This is a genomic window from Streptomyces sp. NPDC042002 (genome assembly GCF_055588305.1).
Window position 1 is genome coordinate 61,631 of record NZ_JBVJCT010000004.1, and the last position, 15,072, is coordinate 76,702.

Sequence of the window (15,072 nt, forward strand, 5' to 3'; positions counted from 1 at the left end):
GGCGATCTCCGATTGCCCCAGTGGAGGCGGTGCCCTCTGCGCCGGGCGGGGCAGCGCGGAAATGGCCGACGAAGTGACCAGAAATCGACGTGGCGGCGGGACGCGCCTCGCCGCTGGTGACGCGCGGTTACCATGGTCACGCAATGCCTGGAGTCAAACCTGGACTGTGAGGCCGAGGACTCGGATGGCCTGGGAAAATGCTGAATGACGTCACCGTGACCCGCTACGTCGCGCCCCTGCGTGAGGGCGGCTCACTGCCGGGTCTCGTCGAGGCCGACGACCTGGGGACCTACGTCGTGAAGTTCACCGGTGCCGCCCAGGGCCACAAGGCGCTGGTCGCCGAGATCATCGTCGGTGAGCTGGCCCGCGCCCTCGGGCTGCGGTTCCCCGAGCTGGTCCTCGTCCACTTCGACCCGGCCGTCGGCGGGCACGAGCCCCACCAGGAGGTCCAGGACCTGCTGCGGGCCAGTGCCGGGCTCAACCTGGGCATGGACTGGCTGCCGGGCGCGAAGGACTTCACCCCGGAGGTCGCGAGGGCGTTCCCCGTCGACCCGCTGGAGGCGGGCCGGGTGATCTGGCTGGACGCCCTCACGGTCAACGTGGACCGCACCGTGCACAGCTCGAACCTGATGATCTGGCCCACCCTCGGCGTCGCGCCGCCGCGACTGTGGCTGATCGACCACGGCGCCGCCCTCGTCTTCCACCACCGCTGGGACACCTCCTCGCCGGAGAAGGCGTACGACTTCCGGCGCCACGCGCTCGGCGGCCATCACCCGGACACCCGCGCGGCCGACGCCGAACTCGCGCCCCGGGTGACCGAGGAGCTGCTGCGCGCGGTCCTGGCCGAGGTGCCCGACGCCTGGCTCACGGACGAGCCCGGCTTCTCGGGCCCCGACGCGGTCCGTGAGGCGTACGTCGGCTATCTCCTCGCCCGGGCCCGGGCCTCCGCGGCCTGGCTCCCCACGGACTTCCCCACCCGCGAGCAGCTCGCCGCCGAGGACGCCGATCGCGCGGAGCGGACCCGGAGGGGGCGGCCCGACTGGCTCAAGCAGGTCCCTGACCTGCACGGCAAACCGGCGGCCGAACAGGATTGGTCGGTGCATCTCGGATGACGGACGCCCAGCGGGTCCAGATCGAGTACTGCACCCAGTGCCGCTGGCTGCCCCGCGCGGCCTGGCTGGCCCAGGAGCTGCTGACCACCTTCGAGGCGGAGCTCGACGAGCTGTCGCTGAAGCCCGGCACCGGTGGCGTCTTCGTCGTCCGGGTCAACGACGAGGTGATCTGGGACCGCCGCGAGCAGGGCTTCCCCGAGCCCACGGCGGTCAAGCGCCTGGTACGCGACCGAGTGGCCCCGGAGCGATCCCTGGGCCACTCGGACGGACCGGCGAACCGGGACCGGACGGACAGCGCGAACTGAGGCCGTCTCAGCCGGTCAGTTGCTCGTACGCGGGCAGCGTCAGGAAGTCCGCGTAGTCCTCGTCCAGCGCGACCTTCAGGAGCAGGTCGTGCGCCTGCTGCCAGCGGCCGGCCGCGAAGGTCTCCTCGCCGGTCTCGGCGCGGATGTCCGCGAGTTCACGCGCGGCGATCTCACGGGCCAGTTCCGGGGTGGCCGCCACGGTCCGGCCGTCGTGCTCGAAGACGACACCGGCGTTGATCCACTGCCAGATCTGCGAGCGCGAGATCTCGGCGGTGGCGGCGTCCTCCATGAGGTTGAAGATGGCGACCGCGCCGAGCCCGCGCAGCCAGGCCTCGATGTAACGGATGCCGACCTGAACGGCGTTGACCAGACCGTCGTACGTCGGCCGGGCGTCGAGCGAGTCGACGGCGATGAGGTCGCCGGGCGCGACCGACACGTCCTCGCGCAGCCGCTCCTTCTGGTTCGGCCGGTCACCGAGGACGGCGTCGAAGGAGGCCATCGCGATCGGGACGAGGTCGGGGTGGGCCACCCACGAGCCGTCGAAGCCGTCGCCCGCCTCACGGTCCTTGTCGGCCTTGACCTTCTCGAAGGCGACCTTGTTGACCTCTTCGTCGCGCCGCGAGGGGATGAACGCGGCCATGCCGCCGATCGCGTGGGCGCCGCGCTTGTGGCAGGTGCGGACGAGGAGTTCGGTGTAGGCGCGCATGAACGGCGCGGTCATCGTGACGGCGTTGCGGTCCGGCAGCACGAACTTGGTACCGCCGTCACGGAAGTTCTTGACGATGGAGAAGAGATAGTCCCAGCGTCCGGCGTTCAACCCGGCGGCGTGGTCGCGGAGTTCGTAGAGGATCTCGTCCATCTCGTACGCGGCCGTGATCGTCTCGATCAGGACGGTCGCGCGGACCGTGCCCTGCGGGATGCCGACGTAGTCCTGCGCGAAGACGAACACCTCGTTCCACAGGCGGGCTTCGAGGTGGGACTCCGTCTTCGGCAGGTAGAAGTACGGGCCCTTGCCGAGGTCGATCAGCCGCTGGGCGTTGTGGAAGAAGTACAGGCCGAAGTCGACCAGCGCGCCGGGGACGGGCGTTCCGTCGGCGGCGACGAGGTGACGCTCGTTCAGATGCCAGCCGCGCGGCCGCATCACGACGGTCGCGAGCTCGTCGTCCGGCTTGAGGGCGTACGACTTGCCGGAGCCCGGGTCGGTGAAGTCGATGCCGCGGGTGTACGCGTCCATCAGGTTGAGCTGACCGGTGACCACGTTCTCCCAGGTGGGCGCCGAGGCGTCCTCGAAGTCCGCGAGCCAGACCCTGGCGCCCGAGTTGAGGGCGTTGATCGTCATCTTGCGGTCGGTGGGGCCGGTGATCTCGACCCGGCGGTCGTTCAGCGCGGCCGGAGCGGGGGCCACCCTCCAGGAGTCGTCCGCGCGGATCGCGGCGGTCTCCGGGAGGAAGTCGAGCGTGGAGGTGCGGGCGATCTCGGCGCGGCGCTCCGCGCGGCGGGCGAGGAGCTCGTCACGCCGGGGCGTGAACAGCCGGTGCAGCTCGGCCACGAAGGCGAGGGCCGCGTCGGTGAGGACCTCCTCCTGCCGGGGCAGGGGCTCGGCGTCGACGATGGCCAGCGGGGACGGCGCTGGTGCGGACATGAGCTGTCACTTCCTTCAGCGAGCTACGTGCGGGCGAGCCACATACGGACGAACCGCGTGCGGGCGATCCGCATACGGGTCATGCGAGCGAACCATGGGCGGCGTCACCGCGCCTGGCACCCGGTGCCGTGGCGCGCGGGGACGGCGCCGGCCGCCCTCGACACGGCGGGGCGCTTCTGAACAGTGGATACTAATTTCCTCATCGTGGAAGTTCAATGGTTTGTTGATGTCGAGATTCTCCGGGTCGACAGAAGGTGGCGCTGGGTGCCACCCCGCTCACTCAAGGTGGACCAGGTCGGCCTCCGTGTCGATGTCGTACGCCCGCGCCACATCCCCGCACTCGACGAGGGTGACCGCGTCCTCATGGGCCTTCAGGTAGGCGCGCGCTCCCCGGTCGCCGGTGGCGGTCGCCGCGATCCCGGCCCAGTGGCCGGCCCCGAACAGCACGGGATGGCCGCGCTCCCCGTCGTAGGCCGCCGCGGCGAGCGTCTGCGGAGAGGTGTACGCGGCGAGCACCCGGGCCACCGCCTCCCGGCCGATCCCCGGCTGGTCGACCAACGACACCAGCGCGGCCCGCGCCCCCGAGTCCGTCAGCGAGTCGAGCCCGGCCCGAAGCGAGGAACCCATGCCCTCCTCCCACCGCGGGTTGTCCACGAGGACACACCCGGCCAGCGACGTCTGATCCCGTACGTCATCGGCCCGCGCGCCGAGGACGACATGGATCCGGGTGCAGCCGCCGGCGCGCAACACCCCGACCGCGTGTTCGACGAGAGGTCGTCCCCGGTGGGGCAGGAGTGCCTTGGGGCGGCCCCCGAGACGCCGTCCGCCGCCGGCCGCCAGCAACAGCCCGGCCACCTCGTCCTTGTTCTCCGTCATGTTCCCTGCATACCCGACCGGGCCGGAGCACGCCCCGGAACCCGGGCCCTCACCCCGGTGTCCCCGGGGCTGAATTTCGGTCCGCGCGGTGGCGCCCGGCGCACCAGGTGGCGTTTACTGGCCCGCGTCCCCCGGCGCCCGACCACCGCCACGGGGAGCTGGGGCCGACATACGAGGGACCGACTACGAGGGACCGACGCAGAACGGCGCGCGAGGGGGAGAGCTGTGTTGCGGAGCTTGGGACAGAGGTCAGTGACCGGCAGCGACGAGGATCCGAGAGTGGCGGAGTTACGCACCGCCGTCTCCCGGCTGCGCCGTGAACTCGCCGTGCATCCGGTCGAGTTCCCCGACCGCGGCATCGCCGAGGACGAGCTCGCGGCCCTCGCCGCGATGGCCGCCGGAGGCCTCCCGGAGATCCCCCGGCTGCGCCGCTCGCTCCTCCTGGTCGCGGGCGCGATCGGCTCGGTCAGCGCCCTGTCGACCCGCCTCGCGGACGTCCGCAACGCGATCGAACTCTTCGGAGAACCCCCGCACCGAACCCGCCAGTAGGCGAATCCCCGCACTGGACCCGGCGGCAGACGTACGCGGGGCACGAGGACCTAGCCCCGTCTGCGGATGACGCCCCGCTCGGTGGCCGCCGCCACCGCCGAGGTGCGGGAGTCCACGCCCAACTTCGCGTAGATGTGCACCAGATGGGACTTCACGGTCGCCTGGCTCAGGAACAGTTTCTTGCTGATCTGCTGGTTCGAGAGACCGTCCTTGACCAGTTCGAGGACTTCCAGTTCGCGACGGCTGAGGGCGGCGGCGGGGGTGCGCATGCGGTCCATGAGGCGGTCGGCGACCTTCGGGGCGAGTGCCGAGTGACCCGACGCGGCGGTGCGCACGGCGGCGGAGAGCTCTTCGGGAGGGGCGTCCTTCAGCAGGTAGCCGGAGGCGCCCGCCTCGACCGCGGCGAGGATGTCCGCGTCGGTGTCGTAGGTGGTGAGGACGAGGACCCGGGGCGCGCCGGGGCGTGCCGTGATGACCGCCGTGGCCTCCGCTCCGTGCATCCCGGCACCGAACTGGAGGTCCATGAGGACCACGTCCACGCCGCCCGCTCCGGCGCGCTCCACCGCGGCCTCCGCCGTCGGCGCCTCCGCGACGATCTCGAAGTCCGGCTCCGCGGACAGCACGGCGCGCAGTCCGGCGCGGACGACGGGATGGTCGTCCGCGAGCAGCAGACGAACGGTCATGTGCGGCTCCCCGCGGCGCGCGGCAGCGGAAGCCGGTCGGCGTCCGCGGACGCCGTCTCCGGCGGCTCCCCGGTGACGGGCAGCGGCAGCGTGACCGCCACGGCGGTGCCCTGTCCAGGTGCCGACTCGACGGTGAACGTCCCGCCCAGCGACTCGGCCCGCGAGCGCATCGCGGGGAGGCCGAAGCCCCCGTCCACCTGGTCCGCTTCCGTACGGTTCCCGTCCGGCCGTACGCCGCCGGGGGCGAAGCCGGCACCGTCGTCGACCACGTCCAGGGCGACCGAGGTGTCCATGAAGCTGAGCGTGATCTCCGCGCGGCCGGCGCGCGCGTGGCGCAGCGTGTTGCCGAGCGCCGACTGCGCGATCCGCAGCAGGGCCACCTCGTACGGGGTCGGAAGCTCGGCAGGCGGGCCGCTCACCGAGAAGTGGACCTTCGGCGTGTCCACGGCGGCCGACCGGCACAGCCGCTCCAGCGCGGCGGCCAGCGAGCCGTGTTCCAGATCGGGCGGGGTGAGAGCGCGTACGAAGCGGCGGGCCTCGGCGAGGTTGTCCTGGGCGGTCGCGCGGGCCTGCTCCAGATGCGGGGCGGCCGGGGAGCCGGCGGGCAGCAGACGCTGGGCGGCGCGCAGCAGGAGCTGGATGCTGGACAGGCCCTGGGCGAGCGTGTCGTGGATCTCGCGGGCGAGCCGCTCCCGCTCGGCGAGCGTGCCCGCGGCGCGCTCGGCCTCGGCCAGCTCGGCGCGGGCGGCGATGAGCTCCTCGATCAGCTCGCGGCGGCGCTCGCTCTCCCGGTACAGCGCCTCGTACCCGAGGACCGTGGCGACCGCGACCCCCGCCCCGAGCAGCGGGCCGATGAACGCGCCGGGTGTGAGGGGCGCGCCGTGCGCCACGAAACTCGCGATGGCCGCCCCGGCGGTCAGGGCGACCGCGGGCAGGCTCCAGCGCACCGGCAGCAGATGCAGTTGCAGGAAGTAGAGCGGGAACGCCACCCACAGCCCGTCCGGTGAGAGCGTGACGAGCACCAGCCAGCTCGCGCTGAGGGCGGCCACCCACACCGCGGCCGCACGCCGTGAACGGTGGACCGCCGGGCCGGCCGCGCCCGCCACGAGCACCGCGCCGGTCACGAGGACCGACAGGACGACCGCCGTCGGGTGCCCGCTGTCCTTGGAACGCAGGGCGGCCAGCAGGAGAAGCCCCGCGAGCAGGACGTACAGGCACAGGCGCAGGGTGGCGACGACGGGGGAGTGGCGGCGGACATTCATGGTCGTTCCAGGGTAGGCGGGGCGGGGCCGGCCACGGTCAACCGAAAGGTTGAAACCCGGCCGCCCCCTTTGGCCGCGCGGCCTACCTCCCCCGTCCGTGGGCCGTCGTTCCTCCGGTTCCCGCCGGTCCGTCTCCCGGTGACACGGGCGCCCCTCTTCCGGCGCGGGTGAACCATGCCGTGGCGCGATGCCCCGGACACGGTCCGGGCAGCAGGGTTGAGGCATGTTCGTCGCATGGAGAGACCTACGGTTCGCCAAGGGGCGGTTCACCCTCATGGGAGCCGTGGTCGTACTGATCACCCTGCTCGTGGGGCTGCTGTCCGGGCTGACCGCCGGGCTCGCCGAGGAGAACACCTCGGCGGTCACCGGGCTGGCCGCCGACCACCTGGCCTTCGCCGCGCCACCCGCGGGGCAGTCCGTGGCCTTCACCGGCTCGGAGGTGTCCTCGCGCGCGGGGCGGACCTGGGCCGACAGGCCCGGCGTCACCTCGGCCGAGCCGATCGGCATCCGCACTCTGAACGCGGCCGCCGGGAAGCGTACGGCCGCGGTGTCCTCCTTCGCCGTGCGGCCTGACTCGGGGATCGCCCCGGCGGGGGTCGCCCCCGGCCGTGTCGTGCTGTCCGAGAAGGCAGCCGCCGCGCTCGACGTCACGCCCGGGGACCGGGTACGGCTCGGCGGCTCCGCGCTGACCGTCGCGGCCGTGGCGGGCCATGCCTCGTACAGCCACACCCCCGTCGTGTGGACGGAACTCTCCGGCCCGGCGACGGTGATCGCGCTGCGGACCGACGGCGTTGATCTGGCGGCGGCCGACCGTGCCGCCGGGACGAAGACGCTCACCCGGGACGACGCCCTCACCGCCATCGGCTCCTACCGGGCCGAGAACGGTTCGCTCCAGCTCATGCGCGGATTCCTCTTCGTCATCTCGGCACTCGTCATAGGGGCGTTCTTCACGGTCTGGACGATCCAGCGGTCGTCCGACATCGCCGTCCTGAAGGCGCTGGGCGCCTCCACGCCGTATCTGCTGCGGGACGCGCTCGGTCAGGCGGTGCTCATGCTCGCCGCCGGGACGCTGCTGGGTACCGGCCTCGCCGCCGGAGCCGGCGCCCTCGTACGGGGTGGCGACGTGCCGTTCGTGCTGGACGGGCCGACCGTGCTCGGACCCGCCGCCGTGATGATCGCCCTCGGGGCGCTGGGCGCGGGCCTGTCCGTCCGGCGGATCACCGCCGTCGACCCGCTGACCGCGCTGGGAAGCGCCCGATGAGGGTGTTGGGAGTGCCCGATGAGAGTGCCGGGGAGTGCCCGACACGAATTCAGGGAGCGCCCGATGACGGTCCCGGGGAGTGCCCGATGAAGGTGCCGGGAGTGCCCGGCGACGGCGGACCGAAGTGCCGGACCGACCCACGAGAGAGTGCCCCATGAGCCTGACCCTGGACGACATCACCCTCACCTACCCGGACGGCGACGGCCGGCTGACCGCTCTGGACGGTGTCGGCCTCCTGGTACCGGCCGGAACCATGACGGCTGTCGTCGGCCCCTCGGGATCCGGCAAGTCCAGCCTTCTCGCGGTCGCCGCGACTCTCGTCACGCCGGAGCGCGGGCGCGTTCTCGTCGGCGGTACGGAGACGGGGACGCTGACCTCCGCCGAGCGGGCCGTGCTGCGGCGGCGCGAGATCGGGATCGTGTTCCAGCAGCCGAACCTGCTGCCCTCACTGACCGCGCTGGAGCAGCTCCAGGTGATGGGTCACCTGGACGGACGCCGCCAAGTGGCGGACCGGGCAAGGGAGTTGCTCGCCGCGGTCGGGCTCGGCGAGCTGGCGCACCGGCGTCCCCACCAGCTCTCCGGCGGTCAGCGGCAGCGGGTGAACATCGCCCGCGCGCTGGTCAACGAGCCGTCGGTGCTCCTGGTCGACGAGCCGACCAGTGCCCTCGACCACGAACGCGGCACGGCGGTGCTCGACCTGCTGGTCCGGCTCACCCGTGAACGCGGAACGGCGACCGTCCTCGTGACACACGACCGCGCCCACCTCGGCGAGGCGGACGCGGTACGGGAGATGGCGGACGGACGCCTGGAGGCACCCGTCGCGACGTCCGGATCGAACTGAGCCGGACTCGGTCGGCCCGGGTTGGACCGGGCGGGCCTGATTCGAGTCGGCCGGAGCTGAGCCGGGTCGAGCCGACCTGGGCTAAAGCCGGCCGGCCTGGGCTGATCCGGTCGGGTCGGGTGGCGGGCCTGCTTCACGTCGGCCCGGGCTGAACAGAGCCGGGATCCGGTCGCGTCAGTTGGTGCCCGGGCCCGAGCTGGCCAGGGCCTCCGACAGCTCGGCCGCGACCTGCTGGAGTACCGGCACGATCTTCTCGGTGGCGGCCTCGGTGACCCGGCCGGCCGGGCCGGAGATCGAGATCGCGGCGGCGGTCGGGGAGTCGGGCACGGAGACGGCCAGGCAGCGGACGCCGATCTCCTGCTCGTTGTCGTCGATCGCGTAGCCGGTCCTGCGCACCTCGTCGAGCGCGGCGAGGAAGCCGTCCGGCGTGGTGATCGTCTTCTCCGTCGCGGCGGGCATCCCGGTACGGGCGAGCAGCGCGCGCACCTCGTCGTCCGGGGTGTGGGCCAGCAGCGCCTTGCCGACGCCCGTGGAGTGCGGCAGCACCCGGCGGCCCACCTCGGTGAACATGCGCATGGAGTGCTTGGACGGCACCTGGGCGACGTAGACGATCTCGTCCCCGTCGAGCAGCGCCATGTTCGCGGTCTCGCCGGTCTCCTCGACCAGGCGCGCCAGATAGGGGCGGGCCCAGGTGCCGAGCAGCCGGGAGGCGGACTCGCCGAGGCGGATCAGCCGGGGACCGAGCGCGTATCGGCGGTTGGTCTGCTGCCGTACGTATCCGCAGGCCACCAGGGTGCGCATCAGCCGGTGAATGGTCGGCAGCGGCAACCCGCTGCTCGCGGAGAGCTCGCTCAGACCGACCTCGCCCCCGGCGTCCGCCATGCGTTCCAGCAGATCGAAAGCGCGCTCGAGGGACTGGACGCCGCCACTGGGAGCGGATGATTTGGCGGCGTCGGTGGTGCTGGCGCTGGACGGCGGCACGGCGGCGGTCCTTTCGGGCGGGCGGGCAGGAACGCAGCCTACCCGGCAGTCGATCGACTGCCGGGTTGTGCACTACTGCATTCTGCCTGCCGGAAGTCTGATTTCGCCTTGTGGAAACCTCCAGAGTCGGGCAGGTCGGCGGCGGGAGTGGGACGGATCGAGGGAGGCTGGAGAAACGAACCCTTGACGGCGGGAGGGCCGGAGTGAAGACTTCTTCAACAGAAAGTTGAATTCCGTTACGCGGAAGTAAACCGGCGACAGCGGGAGTCAACGGCCGCGGAGAGAGGGGTCCGGGTGTCCGATGTCGAACTGGTGCTGCGCTCGACGCGCGTCATCACTCCCGAGGGGACGCGTGCCGCTTCGGTCGCGGTCGCCGCGGGGAAGATCACGGCCGTGCTCCCGCACGAGGCCGAGGTACCACCCGGCGCCCGGTTCGAGGACTTCGGCGACGACGTGCTGCTGCCCGGCCTCGTCGACACCCACGTTCATGTGAACGACCCCGGCCGCACCGAGTGGGAGGGCTTCTGGACGGCGACGCGCGCCGCGGCGGCCGGCGGCATCACCACCCTGATCGACATGCCGCTCAACTCCCTCCCGCCCACGACGACGGTCGACAACCTCCGTACGAAGAAGGACGTCGCCCGCTCCAAGGCGCACATCGACGTCGGCTTCTGGGGCGGCTCGCTGCCCGACAACGTCAAGGACCTGCGACCCCTGCACGACGCCGGGGTCTTCGGGTTCAAGGCGTTCCTGTCGCCCTCGGGGGTCGAGGAGTTCCCCGAACTCGACCAGGAGCAACTGGCCCGGTCCCTCGCCGAGATCGCCGGCTTCGGCGGCCTGCTGATCGTGCACGCCGAGGACCCGCACCACCTGGCCGCCGCCCCGCAGAGGAGCGGCCGGAAGTACGCCGACTTCCTCGCCTCGCGCCCCCGTGACGCCGAGGACACCGCCATCGCGAGCCTCGTCGCGCAGGCCAGGCGCCTCGACGCGCGCGTGCACGTGCTGCACCTGTCGTCGAGCGACGCACTCCCGCTGATCGCCGCCGCGAAGGCCGACGGCGTCCGGCTCACCGTGGAGACCTGCCCGCACTACCTCACCCTGACCGCCGAGGAAGTACCGGACGGCGCCAGCGAGTTCAAGTGCTGCCCGCCCATCCGCGAGGCCGCCAACCAGGACCTGCTGTGGCAGGCGCTGGCCGACGGCACGATCGACTGCGTGGTCACCGACCACTCGCCGTCGACCGCCGACCTGAAGACGGACGACTTCGCGACCGCGTGGGGCGGCATCTCCGGCCTTCAACTGAGCCTGTCCGCCGTCTGGACCGAGGCCCGCAGGCGCGGCCACGGCCTGGAGGACGTGGTCCGCTGGATGTCCTCCCGTACGGCCGAACTGGTCGGCCTCGGCGACCGCAAGGGCGCCATCGAGGCGGGCCGCGACGCCGACTTCGCGGTGCTCGCCCCCGACGAGACCTTCACCGTCGACCCCGCCGCGCTCCAGCACCGCAACCGGGTGACGGCGTACGCGGGCAGGACCCTCAGCGGCGTCGTGAAGTCGACCTGGCTGCGCGGCGAACGCATCGCCGCCGAGGGCCGGTTCACCGAGCCCACCGGACACCTCCTCACCCGCCACCCCTGACCTGACCTCGCCCGCCACCCGTATGCGATTCACCTCGAACCGATTCGCTTCACGGATCCGCACACCGACCGCCGCACCGCACTCCGACCGCCGCACCGCACTCCGGCATCCGCACCGCACTCCGGCATCCGCACCGCATCCGCAACGGCCGACCCCCGAAAGGCAGATCGATCATCGTGACGGCGCAGCGCCCACCCGTTCCGGCCACCTTCACCGGAGACGCGAACCCCTACGGAGGCGGCGACCCGTACGCGGACTACCGCACCGCCGACTTCCCCTTCACCCAGTACGCCAACCTGGCGGACCGGCAGCTCGGCGCCGGGGTCGTCGCCGCCAACGACGAGTTCTTCGCCCAGCGCGAGAACCTCCTCGTGGCCGAGGCCGCCGCGTTCGACCCCGAGCGCTTCGGTCACAAGGGCAAGATCATGGACGGCTGGGAGACCCGCCGGCGCCGCGGTGCCTCGGCCGGGCACCCCTGGCCGACCGCAGAGGACCACGACTGGGCCCTGGTACGCCTCGGTGCCCCCGGGGTCATCCGCGGGATCGTCATCGACACGGCCCACTTCCGCGGCAACTATCCGCAAGCGGTGTCGGTCGAGGGCACGTCGGTGTCCGGTTCACCCTCTCCCGAGGAACTCCTCGCGCACGACGTGAAGTGGACGGCCCTCGTACCGCGTACGCCGGTCGGCGGTCACGCGGCCAACGGATTCGCCGTCTCCGTAGAGCAGCGTTTCACCCACCTGCGCGTCAACCAGCACCCCGACGGGGGCATCGCGCGACTGCGCGTGTACGGAGAGGTCGTGCCCGACCCGCGCTGGCTGTCCGCCCTCGGTACCTTCGACGTGGTCGCCCTGGAGAACGGCGGACAGGTCGAGGACGCCTCCAACCTCTTCTACTCACCCGCCACCAACACCATCCAGCCGGGCCGTTCCCGCAAGATGGACGACGGCTGGGAGACCCGCCGGCGCCGGGACAACGGCAACGACTGGATCCGCTACCGGCTCGTGGCCCGGTCCGAGATCCGAGCCATCGAGATCGACACGGCGTACCTGAAGGGCAACAGCGCCGGATGGGCGTCGGTGTCGGTGAGGAACGGCGAAGGCGGAGAACGCGGCGAAGGCGGTGCGGGGGAGTGGACGGAGATCCTGCCCCGCACCCGTCTCCAGCCCGACACCAACCACCGCTTCACCCTCGCCGAACCCGTCGTCGGTACCCACGCGCGCGTGGACATCTTCCCCGACGGCGGTATCTCCCGCCTGCGCCTCTTCGGCTCCCTGACGGAAGAGGGCGCATCACGCCTGACGGCACGCCACCAGGAACTGGGCGGCTGAGCCGGCCCAGGGTCTCGCCGCAGGCTACGAGGACCCGCCGGTAGCGGCCGCAGCCGATGAGGGCGTCGGCGACTCCGAGGGCGTTCAGGACGCCGTTGCAGGCGTTGGAGTCATGTTCCTCGGCGACCAGTGCCGGGCGGGCGTCGACACGTCCGTCGCGGCGGAGCGGCGGCCGGGTGAGACGTCGCAAGCCCTGCCGTCTCACCCGAGGTTGTCCCTCAGTTGCGTTTCCGGGACCAACCATGCCGTATGGGTGACGAGGTGACCCACACGACATGGTTGCGGACGGAGCCGGGTAAGGCGTGTCCGTGTTGTCCCTACCCGAGTACACCTGCGTCCTGCGTGACTGCTTCGCCGCCGACGGCTACCTGCCCCTGCCGGCCCTGGTGCGGCCCGAGGTGCTGCCGGTCCTGGACAGCGAGGTGCGACGGCTGGGAAAACTTGCCGCACGGCGAGACTTCGACATGGAATGCATGGATCGCTCGCCCCGCCACATGACCACACTCGGCGGCCACGTCATCGCCCGGGAATCCGAGCTGATCCCGCAGTTGTACCGCGACGAGCACCTGCTCGGCCTGCTCGGCCGGATCGCAGGCATGGAGGCCGTCCCGGTGAAGGACCCGCTCGAACGGCACGTCATCAACAGCCTCCACCAGCAGGGGGACACCCACGGCGCTCACACCGACGACTACCCCCTGGCCCTGGTGCTGTTCATCGAGGCACCTGCCGACCCCGACCACGGCGGACTACTGGAGTACGTCCCCCACACCGTCGACCTGGACACCCTGCAGACCAACACAGCCCGCCACGCCCACCACCGGCCCGGCGACGGCTATCTGCTGCGCAGCGACACCACCGCCCACCGCGTCACCCCGCTCCGCCACCCCGGCCTGCGTCGTACTGTCCTCAACTTCGCCTACACCACCCCGGACCGGCAACGGGCTGTGACCCCTTCCAGCTCCCAGCTGTACTGATCACCACCGTCGTCCTGCGCTGTTCCATGGACATTGCCCCTGGCAGCGGGACAACGTCGGGTGAGACGGAGACAAGTCACGCAAGACGAGACAGCCGCCCCAGGCGGAACGTGGCTCGCTGCGTGCGGAGATCCCGAGTCGAACCGTGAAGATTCCCTGTTCGGCCGTCGGCGTGCGCTGATCAGGTGGGCATCTGCTCCTCCACCACACACCCGAAGATCACCGGCGGCACGGTCCGGATCGAAGCCACCCTCACCGCTGCCTGCCCCGGCCCCTTCGGGCCCGGATACGCCAAGGCGACGATCAACTGGAACGACGGAAGCCGCACGGTCATCGACCAGACGACGTCCGCGGCGACACACAGTCCTTCTCCCTGGAGGGCGGATCCATCGCCACCGGCACCTTCGCCGGGGGAACCACGCGCGCCCGCGGGCGCACCACCAGCAGCCTGGTCGAACTCAGCGCAGGATGCCTGCTCGGAGGCGTCACCAGCTACGGCTCGACCATCGACGAGTTCGCCGTCGGCGACATCTAGGGCGGCGACCCGAGCCACCTACTGACCGGCCACCGCTCGGCTGACCACGTAGGCACCCACCCGGGGAAACGGAGGGCTACCACCTCACAGAAGATCTGGCGGAACGGGCGATGACGTTCATCTCCGACGCGAAGCAGGCTGCCCCGGACAAGCCGTTCCACCTCAACCTCTCCACCGGGGCCACGCACGCGCCGCACCACGTGGCCAAGGAGTGGGCGGACCGCTACCGGGGGCTGTTCGACGACGGCTGGGACGCCTACCGCGAGAAGGCGTTCGCCAAGCAGAAGGGCCTCGGCGTCGCACCCCCGGACGCCGTGCTGTCCCGCCACGACCCGGACGTCCCGGAGTGGGACTCACTGACCCCCGACGCGCGGCGCCTGGCCACCCGCATGATGGAGGTCTACGCCGGGTTCCTGTCGCACACCGACCACCAGATCGGGCGGCTGCCGGACTACCTCAGGGAGATCGGCGGGTTCGACAACACGCTGATCATGGTCGTCTCCGACAACGGTGCCGGTGCCGAGGGCGGCGTCACCGGAACGACCAACGAGTCCCAGTTCTCCAACAACGCCGCCGAGCCGATCGAGAAGTCCATCAAGGCGATCGACGAACTCGGCGGCCCTGACCACTTCGACCACTACCCGTGGGGTTGGACCTGGGCGGGCAACACCCCCCTCCGCCGCTGGAAGAGGGAGACCTGCCGCGGCGGCGCCAGCGATCCCTTCCTCGTCCACTGGCCGGCCAGCATCAAGGCCCGCGGCGAGGTGCGCACCCAGTACGCCCACCTGGTCGACATGACCCCCACGATCCTGGACGTGCTGGGGATCGAGCCGCCCGCGACGGTCAACGGTGTCACCCAGTCCCCGTTGCACGGGGTCGGCTTCGCCCACACCTTCGACGACCCCGGGGCGCCGACACGGCACCGCACCCAGTACTTCGAGATGCTCGGCCACCGCGCCACCGCGCCACCGCGCCACCGCGCCACCGCGCCACCGCGCCACCGCGCCACCGCGCCACCGCGCCACCGCGCCACCGCGCCACCGCGCCACCGCGCCACCGCGCCACCGCGCCACCGCGCCACCGGC

At 71.7% G+C, this 15,072-nt stretch carries 14 protein-coding genes and 2 pseudogenes; 9 read left to right on the forward strand and 7 right to left on the reverse strand.

Going from position 1 to position 15,072, the window contains the following annotated elements; translation table 11 throughout:
• Positions 1 to 197: 197 nt before the first annotated feature.
• Together ACZ6KY_RS07960 and ACZ6KY_RS07965 are read left to right on the forward strand one after the other, a co-directional pair.
• Entirely contained in the window at positions 198 to 1,112 is a 915-nt protein-coding gene (locus ACZ6KY_RS07960; RefSeq protein WP_469309457.1) for a HipA family kinase, read from the forward strand.
• Positions 1,109 to 1,417: an Rdx family protein gene (locus tag ACZ6KY_RS07965; protein ID WP_469309458.1), complete on the forward strand. Its 309-nt coding sequence runs from the start codon at positions 1,109 to 1,111 to the stop codon at positions 1,415 to 1,417. Before ACZ6KY_RS07960 ends, ACZ6KY_RS07965 begins: the two co-directional genes overlap by 4 nt.
• Positions 1,418 to 1,424: 7 nt before the next feature.
• On the opposite strand, the gene aceB is transcribed toward ACZ6KY_RS07965, so the two are convergent.
• Positions 1,425 to 3,059: a malate synthase A gene (gene aceB / locus ACZ6KY_RS07970; protein WP_469309459.1), complete on the reverse strand. Its 1,635-nt coding sequence runs from the start codon at positions 3,057 to 3,059 to the stop codon at positions 1,425 to 1,427.
• A 276-nt stretch (positions 3,060 to 3,335) separates the two neighbouring features.
• Positions 3,336 to 3,935, reverse strand: a complete 600-nt coding sequence (locus ACZ6KY_RS07975; RefSeq protein WP_469309460.1) for a nucleotidyltransferase family protein — start codon at positions 3,933 to 3,935, stop codon at positions 3,336 to 3,338.
• 225 nt (positions 3,936 to 4,160) lie between these two features.
• Here ACZ6KY_RS07975 and ACZ6KY_RS07980 point away from each other — a divergent pair, with 225 nt between their 5' ends.
• Complete coding sequence (locus ACZ6KY_RS07980) at positions 4,161 to 4,484, forward strand: DUF5955 family protein (RefSeq protein WP_469309461.1); 324 nt, start codon at positions 4,161 to 4,163, stop codon at positions 4,482 to 4,484.
• Between the two features lie 50 nt (positions 4,485 to 4,534).
• Here ACZ6KY_RS07980 and ACZ6KY_RS07985 read toward each other — a convergent pair whose 3' ends face one another.
• Together ACZ6KY_RS07985 and ACZ6KY_RS07990 are read right to left on the reverse strand one after the other, a co-directional pair.
• Positions 4,535 to 5,167: a response regulator gene (locus ACZ6KY_RS07985; protein WP_469309462.1), complete on the reverse strand. Its 633-nt coding sequence runs from the start codon at positions 5,165 to 5,167 to the stop codon at positions 4,535 to 4,537.
• Complete coding sequence (locus ACZ6KY_RS07990; RefSeq protein WP_469309463.1) at positions 5,164 to 6,429, reverse strand: sensor histidine kinase; 1,266 nt, start codon at positions 6,427 to 6,429, stop codon at positions 5,164 to 5,166. The genes ACZ6KY_RS07985 and ACZ6KY_RS07990 overlap by 4 nt, the downstream gene beginning before the upstream one ends.
• Positions 6,430 to 6,652: 223 nt before the next feature.
• Between ACZ6KY_RS07990 and ACZ6KY_RS07995 the strand changes: the two genes are divergently transcribed.
• Positions 6,653 to 7,690, forward strand: coding sequence for an ABC transporter permease (locus ACZ6KY_RS07995; protein ID WP_469309464.1), 1,038 nt, complete (start codon positions 6,653 to 6,655; stop codon positions 7,688 to 7,690).
• 154 nt (positions 7,691 to 7,844) lie between these two features.
• A complete protein-coding gene (locus ACZ6KY_RS08000) occupies positions 7,845 to 8,531 on the forward strand; it encodes an ABC transporter ATP-binding protein (protein WP_469309465.1) in 687 nt (228 codons plus the stop codon).
• Positions 8,532 to 8,705: 174 nt separating this feature from the next.
• Here the strand turns inward: ACZ6KY_RS08000 and ACZ6KY_RS08005 are convergent, their stop codons facing one another.
• Complete coding sequence (locus ACZ6KY_RS08005; protein ID WP_469309466.1) at positions 8,706 to 9,512, reverse strand: IclR family transcriptional regulator; 807 nt, start codon at positions 9,510 to 9,512, stop codon at positions 8,706 to 8,708.
• 294 nt (positions 9,513 to 9,806) lie between these two features.
• Between ACZ6KY_RS08005 and allB the strand changes: the two genes are divergently transcribed.
• The gene (allB, locus tag ACZ6KY_RS08010; RefSeq protein WP_469309467.1) at positions 9,807 to 11,147 is read left to right on the forward strand and encodes an allantoinase AllB; all 1,341 of its coding nucleotides are present in this window, start codon (positions 9,807 to 9,809) and stop codon (positions 11,145 to 11,147) included.
• A gap of 176 nt (positions 11,148 to 11,323) precedes the next feature.
• A complete protein-coding gene (gene alc / locus ACZ6KY_RS08015) occupies positions 11,324 to 12,478 on the forward strand; it encodes an allantoicase (RefSeq protein ID WP_469309468.1) in 1,155 nt (384 codons plus the stop codon).
• Positions 12,479 to 12,491: 13 nt separating this feature from the next.
• Here alc and ACZ6KY_RS08020 read toward each other — a convergent pair.
• Positions 12,492 to 12,755 (reverse strand): annotated as a pseudogene (locus ACZ6KY_RS08020) (hypothetical protein); the annotation flags it as partial.
• 31 nt (positions 12,756 to 12,786) lie between these two features.
• On the opposite strand from ACZ6KY_RS08020, the gene ACZ6KY_RS08025 reads away from it, so the two are divergent.
• Positions 12,787 to 13,452 (forward strand): HalD/BesD family halogenase, encoded by a 666-nt coding sequence (locus ACZ6KY_RS08025; protein ID WP_469309469.1) that lies wholly within the window; start codon positions 12,787 to 12,789, stop codon positions 13,450 to 13,452.
• Between the two features lie 181 nt (positions 13,453 to 13,633).
• On the opposite strand, the gene ACZ6KY_RS08030 is transcribed toward ACZ6KY_RS08025, so the two are convergent.
• Positions 13,634 to 14,005, reverse strand: a complete 372-nt coding sequence (locus ACZ6KY_RS08030; RefSeq protein WP_469309470.1) for a hypothetical protein — start codon at positions 14,003 to 14,005, stop codon at positions 13,634 to 13,636.
• A 65-nt stretch (positions 14,006 to 14,070) separates the two neighbouring features.
• On the opposite strand from ACZ6KY_RS08030, the pseudogene ACZ6KY_RS08035 reads away from it, so the two are divergent.
• Positions 14,071 to 15,072 (forward strand): annotated as a pseudogene (locus ACZ6KY_RS08035) (sulfatase-like hydrolase/transferase); the annotation flags it as partial.